The 6543-nt window shown below is 72.0% G+C and carries 7 protein-coding genes; 2 read left to right on the top strand and 5 right to left on the bottom strand.

Features of this window, described 5'->3' with window-relative positions; translation table 11 throughout:
- Positions 1-11: 11 nt before the first annotated feature.
- Positions 12-1214 carry a CapA family protein gene (locus ABZ070_RS10855; protein ID WP_356632184.1) on the bottom strand — a complete coding sequence of 401 codons (1203 nt, stop codon included), beginning with the start codon at positions 1212-1214 and terminating at the stop codon, positions 12-14.
- Positions 1215-1487: 273 nt separating this feature from the next.
- Here ABZ070_RS10855 and ABZ070_RS10860 point away from each other — a divergent pair, with 273 nt between their 5' ends.
- Entirely contained in the window at positions 1488-2099 is a 612-nt protein-coding gene (locus tag ABZ070_RS10860) for a sigma-70 family RNA polymerase sigma factor (RefSeq protein WP_356632186.1), read from the top strand.
- Between the two features lie 85 nt (positions 2100-2184).
- Entirely contained in the window at positions 2185-2700 is a 516-nt protein-coding gene (locus ABZ070_RS10865; RefSeq protein WP_356632188.1) for a hypothetical protein, read from the top strand.
- 12 nt (positions 2701-2712) lie between these two features.
- Here ABZ070_RS10865 and ABZ070_RS10870 read toward each other — a convergent pair whose 3' ends face one another.
- The 4 genes from ABZ070_RS10870 to ABZ070_RS10885 all read right to left on the bottom strand — a co-directional run.
- A complete protein-coding gene (locus ABZ070_RS10870; protein WP_356632190.1) occupies positions 2713-3927 on the bottom strand; it encodes a histidine kinase in 1215 nt (404 codons plus the stop codon).
- 58 nt (positions 3928-3985) lie between these two features.
- Complete coding sequence (locus tag ABZ070_RS10875; protein WP_356632192.1) at positions 3986-5719, bottom strand: cation acetate symporter; 1734 nt, start codon at positions 5717-5719, stop codon at positions 3986-3988.
- A 22-nt stretch (positions 5720-5741) separates the two neighbouring features.
- Entirely contained in the window at positions 5742-6122 is a 381-nt protein-coding gene (locus ABZ070_RS10880; protein ID WP_356632194.1) for a hypothetical protein, read from the bottom strand.
- Positions 6123-6231: 109 nt separating this feature from the next.
- The coding region (locus ABZ070_RS10885; protein ID WP_356632196.1) for a hypothetical protein at positions 6232-6543 on the bottom strand (312 nt) is incomplete at its 5' end.

Below are 6543 nucleotides of genomic sequence, written 5' to 3' on the forward strand. Positions count from 1 at the left end.
CGGACGTGCTCTCAGCGTCCCATGGTCAGACCGTCCGCTGCTGCGCCGCGGCTGAGGACGGTGTCGCTGATCGTTGCGCGGGCGGTGACGTAGTCGTCGCGCGGGCCCTCGCGGCGGATCGCGTCCGGCAGGTTGACGACGCGGCCTGCGACCGTGTCCATCCACTGCGGGATGTACTCGGCCTTCGTGACCTCCCAGCGGCCGTTGCTGGTGGCGGGCGGGGCGAAGGTGAAGCGGGCGATGGAGCTCTCGTTGCCGCGCGGGTCCTGTTCGCCGAGGTGGTTGATCATGGAACCGGCGATCTGGTCGCCCATGCCGTAGACGATCCAGGTGCCGTTGACCTTCTCGTACGCCTGCGGGACGTGGGCGTGGGTACCGAGGATCAGGTCGATGTCGGGGCGTCCGGCGGTGGTGGAGGCGGTGAGCGACCGGCCGAGGTCCAGCTGCCGCTGGTCGGGGGCGGTCTGCCACTCGGTGCCCCAGTGGAGGCTGACGACGACCACATCGGCCCCGGCGCTCCGCGCGGCGCGAGCGTCGTCGATGATCTGCCGCTCGTCGATGAGGTTCACGGTCCAGGGCGGGTCCGCGGGCACCCGGTAGCCGTTGATGCCGTAGGTGTAGGCGAGTTGCGCCACCTTGGCGCCCCCGGCGGTGAGCCAGGCGGGCTGGTCGGCCTCCTCGGGGGTGCGGGCGGAACCGACGTGCTGGACGCCCGCGTGGTCCAGGGCGTCCAGGGTGCGCCACACCCCCGCGGTCCCGTCGTCGAGGGTGTGGTTGGAGGCGGTGGAGCAGGAGTCGTAGCCGACCGAGGCGAGCCCTTCGGCGATCTCGGGCGGCGACTTGAAGAGGGGGAAGCCGGTGTACTCGCCGTTGGCACCGTAGACCGTCTCCATGTGGCAGACGGCGATGTCCGCGCTGGAGACGACGGGGCCGACGGCGGCGAGCATGGGGCGGAAGTCGTAGCCGCGTCCGCGCCCCGCCTCGGCGGCCTGGTTGATGACCGAGCCGTGCGGGATCACGTCCCCGCTGGCCACGAGCGTGAAGCCGCGCGGGGCGGATGCGGCCCCGGCGGCGGGGGGCGCGATGCCGCTGGAGCCTTTCCCGGGTGCGGCGCGGTGGTCCGGGTCCTGCAGCCCGGCGCAGCCCGCCGCTCCCGCGAGCAGCACAGCACAGACAGCCACCGTGGTCCGTGGCGCGCGTCTCGTGTGCGTCATCGTCGACGCACCTCCCATTTGTGTGATTAACGGCATGTCTATCGAATCCATAGGTGCGGGCTCCGCCGAGTCAAGCGACCGAGCCGACGCGGTCACCGCAACGGACCTGTGAATTCCGATCGGGCCAGCCGGGCCGGTTGACCGTTCACCGCACCACTCGCCGCTCGGTGCGACCGTTCGTCGACGACAGCGGTACGCCGACTGTCGCCGCGCGCCGGGATGCGTTCGTATACGCCACGTGGCAGCAGACCTCCGGGGAGAAGGGTGTGGGCAATGGCGACCGCGACGACCGACGAGCGGACCTTGGCGGATCTGCAGCGCGAGCACGGGCCCGCACTGCTGAGCTTTCTGCTCGGGCTGACCTACGGGGACCAGCAGCGCGCCGAGGACCTGGTGCAGGAGACGCTGGTGCGGGCCTGGCAGCACCCGGAGGCCTTCGACGCCCCCTACGAGTCCATGCGCCCCTGGCTCTTCACCGTGGCTCGCCGGCTCGCGATCGACGCCCGGCGCTCGCGCCTGGCCCGCCCCACGGAGATCGGCGACGGTGTGCTCGCCACCACGCCCGACCCCGCGGACGTCACCGAAAGCGCGGTCGCCGCGCTCGATGTGCGCGCGGCAGTGGGGTCACTGAGTCCCGAGCATCGCGCCGTTCTCGTCCAGATCTACTTCCACGGTCTGAGCGTGAACGAGGCCGCCCAGGCCCTCGGCATTCCGCCGGGCACCGTCAAGTCGCGCTCGCACTACGCCTTGCGCGCCCTCGCCCGCTGCCTGCCGGGCTACAGCAGGCGCGCCGCCCCCTCCGCCCCGGGCACACCGGTGATGAGCGCCTCCCCCACGGGTCACGGCCACCGGGCGGCCATATGCGAAACGTCACGCGCCAGTTGAGCAAAGACGCGCCGCCGGCCGTGTTTGTCGGTGGAGGCTCGTGGTCGAGACGCGAACGCAGGCGTACGGAAGAGGGTGGAGGAGAGTGCAGCCCGAAAGTACGAACGGCACCAGCGGAGGCGGGCTCGCGGTCCCCATGGCATGGCTCTGCGCGGAGTACACGGCCGACGAGATGATGCGCAACGGCGCCCTGGTCGACAGCGGCTCGCTCGAATTCCGGGCCGGCCGGCAGACACTCGCGCTCACCATCCATCTCTGCGACGGACCGGACCCCCACGCCGGCATCCGCACGGCCGCGCGCATCGACCACTGGCTGACGGTGACGTCGTACGGGCACCCCTGGCCGCAGTGGGTGCAGCGGCAACTCGCCGCCAGGACGGAGCGGATGCGCCGCGGCGGCGAGGATCCCGACCTGACGCTCGCCTCGGAGGCGTGGCGCCGGCTGCGGGACACCCAACTGCTCGCCACCGACCTGGGGAATCTCGAGCCGTGGCACCCGGCCCACGTCCCGGAACCGGCCGCCGACGAAGCCGCCCAGGTGTGGACGCCGGCGTGGGAATTGGGGCTGCCGCTCGGCCACCTGGCCATCCACCTGTGGTGAACGCCGGGCACCTCAGGTGCGCGGTCCCGCCGACGAATGGACGCCTGCCCGGTACTTGGGGATACGGACGGTTATCTTCATGCCCGCGCCGACGGCCGTCTCGATGACCAGCCCGTAGTCGTCCCCGTACACCTGTCGCAGTCGCTCGTCGACGTTGCTCAGCCCGATGCCCGACGAGGTGCTGCGCTCCCCCGCGAGGATGCCGCGCAGGATGTCCGGGTCCATCCCCACGCCGTCGTCCTCGATGGTCACCATCGCCTCCGCGCCCGCGTCCTGGGCGGCGATCGTGACACGGCACTCGTTCCTCGAGTCCTCGAGCCCGTGCTTGACGGCGTTCTCGACGAGAGGCTGCAGGCACAGGAACGGCAGGGCCACCGGCAGGACCTCCGGGGCGACCTGGAGCGTGACCTTCAGCCGGTCGCCGAAACGGGCCCCGGCCAGCGCCAGATACTGCTCGATGGAGCGCAGTTCGTCGGCGAGTTGGGTGAACTCGCCGTGCCGACGGAAGGAGTAGCGGGTGAAGTCGGCGAACTCGAGAAGGAGTTCCCGGGCGCGCTCGGGGTCGGTGCGGACGAAGGACGCGATCGCGGCGAGCGAGTTGAAGATGAAGTGCGGGGAGATCTGCGCGCGCAGGGCCCGGATCTCGGCCTCGATCAGGGCGGTGCGGGACCGGTCGAGCTCGGTGAGTTCCAGCTGTACGGAGACCCAGCGGGCCACCTCGGTGGCGGCCCGCACCAGGACGGCGGACTCCCGTGACCCGTAGGCGACCAGGGCCCCCAGCACGCCTTCCTCGCCGGTCAGGGGGGCGATGACGACCCAGCGCAGCGGGCAGTCCAGGTCGTCGCACTCGGAGTGGACGCTCTGGCTGCGCCCGGAGTCGAGCATCTCGGCGACGAGCGCCATCACCTGCTGCCGGTGGCGCTCCGCGCCTGGGCCGTCCCAGGCGAGCACCGCTTCGCGGTCGGTGAGGCAGAGCGCCTCCGTGCCGAGCAGGGAACGCAGCCGGCGGGCGGCCTTGCGGGCCGTGTCCTGCGTGAGGCCCGCGCGCAGCGGCGGGGCGGCGAGAGAGGCGGTGTGCAGCGTGTGGAAGGTGGCGCGTTCCACGGGCGTGCCGAGATCGAGGTCGGGGCGTGCGCCGCGGCCGGCCGTCATCCGGCCGAGCACCATGCCGACGGCCAGCAGTACGGCCCCCGCCGCGGCCAGCGCGGCCACTCCGGTGCCGGTCATCCCGGTACCCCTTCGCCGTTCGTCGTGGCGCCCCTCGGCCGGTCGTCGTGGTACCCGGTCATCGCGGTGCTCCTTCGTGCTGCGGTCGCCCGACGAGGTCCTCCGGCAGATGCAGCCGGGCCAGGGTGGCTGCCGCGCCGGCGGGTATGTGGCGCGGGGTGGCCAGGGAGACGGCCACCATGGTCAGGAATCCGAGCGGCACCGACCAGACCGCGGGCCAGGCCATCAGCGTGTGCGCCCAGCCCTCGGGCGCGAGGCCGGTGCGCGTGGCCATCACGGCGGTCAGTGCCGCGCCGCCGCCGACGACGAGGCCGGCGGCCGCCCCGGGCGGGGTGAGCCCGCGCCACCAGATGCCGAGAATCAGCAGCGGACAGAACGAGGAGGCGGAGACGGCGAAGGCGAGTCCGACCGCGTCGGCGACGGGCACATTGGTCGCCACCGCGCTCAGCGCGAGCGGCACGGCCATGGCGGACAGGGTGGCAAGCCGGAAGTGCCGTACACCGCGCGAGGGCAGCACGTCCTGCGTGATCACGCCGGCCACCGACATGGTGAGCCCGGAGGCGGTGGACAGGAAGGCGGCGAACGCACCCCCGGCGAGGAGTGCGCCGAGCAGTTCGCCGGCGAGCCCGCCGACGATCCGTTCCGGCAGTATCAGGACGGCTGCGTCGGCGGCGCCGGTCAGGGCGAGTTCAGGGGCATAGATCCGCCCGAGCGCGCCGTAGACCGGCGGGAGCAGGTAGAACGCGCCGATCAGGCCGAGCACGACCAGGGTGGTACGGCGGGCGGCACGCCCGTTCGGGCTGGTGTAGAAGCGGACCGCGACATGCGGAAGCCCCATGGTGCCGAGGAACGTGGCCAGGATCAGTCCGTACGTCGCGTACAGCCGGTAGCCGTCCCGGCCCCCCGACAGCGGCTGCGACCAGCTGAGCGGATCGGTGCCCTCCGTCGTCCGCTGCGGCACTTCGGCGCCCTTCGGGAACCGCAGGGTCGTGCCGGCCTCGATGCGGTGCGTTCCCTCGTCGAGCGCGACGGGCCTCTCATGGTGGCGGATGCCGTCGACCGAGCCGGAGACGGTGAGCGTCAGCGGAGCGTCGAGGTCGACGCGGACGGTGTCGTCGACGCGCACCTCCGTGTGCTTCTGGAAGACGGCGGGCGCGTCGAAGCGGGCGCGCGGGGCGTCGTCGCCGAGCCACGCCGCGACGAGGAACAGTGCCGGTACCAGCAGGGCGGTGAGCTTCAGCCAGTACTGGAAGGCCTGGACGAAGGTGATGCTGCGCATGCCGCCGGCGGCGACCGCTCCGGTGACGACGACGGCCACGACGACGCTGCCGACCCAGTCCGGAGCGCCGGTGAGGATCTGCAGCGTCAGGCCCGCGCCCTGCAGTTGCGGCAGCAGGTACAGCCAGCCGATGCCGACGACGAACAGGCTCGCGAGCCTGCGCACCCGCGCCGACTCCAGCCGGGCCTCGGCGAAGTCGGACAGGGTGTACGCCCCCGAGCGCCGCAGCGGAGCGGCGACCAGCACCAGCAGGACGAGGTAGCCGGCGGTGTAGCCGACCGGGTACCAGAGCATGTCCGGACCCTGTAGGAGAACCAGTCCCGCGATGCCCAGGAACGACGCGGCGGACAGGTACTCACCGCTGATGGCCGCGGCGTTGAGACCTGGTTTGACCGTGCGGGAGGCGACGTAGAAGTCGGAGGTGGTGCGGGATATGCGCAGGCCGAGCGCGCCGACGAGGACGGTGGCGAGCACCACGACGGTGACAGCCGTCACCGCGTAGGTCTGGTTCACGTGGCGTCTCCGGGCGGCACCCTCAGCGTCCTTCGACGAGCCGGGTGAAGTCTCGCTCGTTCCGTTCGGCCCGCCGCACGTACCAGCGTGCGGTCAGCCACATCACCGGGTATACGGCGATGCCGAGAGCGGTCCAGACGAAGGGCTCGGGCGAGCCGGGTGAGCCGCCGAGCGCAGCCGGGAGCGCGAAGAGCAGCGGCAGCGAACCGACGAGCAGGGCGAGCGTGCCGAGTGCACAGAGGGCAGCCCGCAGCTGGCTGCGCATCAGGGAGCGGACATAGGTGGTACCGAGCGTGGTCTGCTCGCTGATCTCCGAGCGGGCCGGGGCATGACCGGGCGGGCGCCGGGTGCCGCGCGGCACTCCGGTGACCACCTCGCGGCGTGGGGCTTGATCCGCAGACATCGTCGTCCGCTCCAGCGTCTCTCGGCGAACTCGGGGAGGTGGCGTGAGTCTACGCAGGAGCGATTACCGACGGTAGAGACGAGGGTCACCGGGCGGCCGGGCGGGCGCGTCAGCGGCCCGTGTACCGGGCGCAGTCGCTCAGTGCGATCTCCAGCTCGACATACGACTCCTCCGCCCTGCGGAACGCGACTTCCAGGGCGGCCTCACCCCGCGGTCCCACAAGCCCCCTGGCCGACTCCTGGACCTCGTAGATCACATCCGCCCAGCGGCCTGCGGCGCTTCTGACCGTTGCGAGCACCGCCTCGAGGTCACGGGCGTCGGCCGGGCGGGTCGCCGGGAGGCTGCGCAGCTCGTCCAGCAGTGCTTCGATGTCGCGCATCAGGCCCCTTCTTCCCGGCCCGATCAAGGTTAGGACCGGGCC

It is taken from the genome of Streptomyces sp. NPDC006283, from assembly GCF_040613325.1.
Taxonomy (GTDB): Bacteria; Actinomycetota; Actinomycetes; order Streptomycetales; family Streptomycetaceae; genus Streptomyces.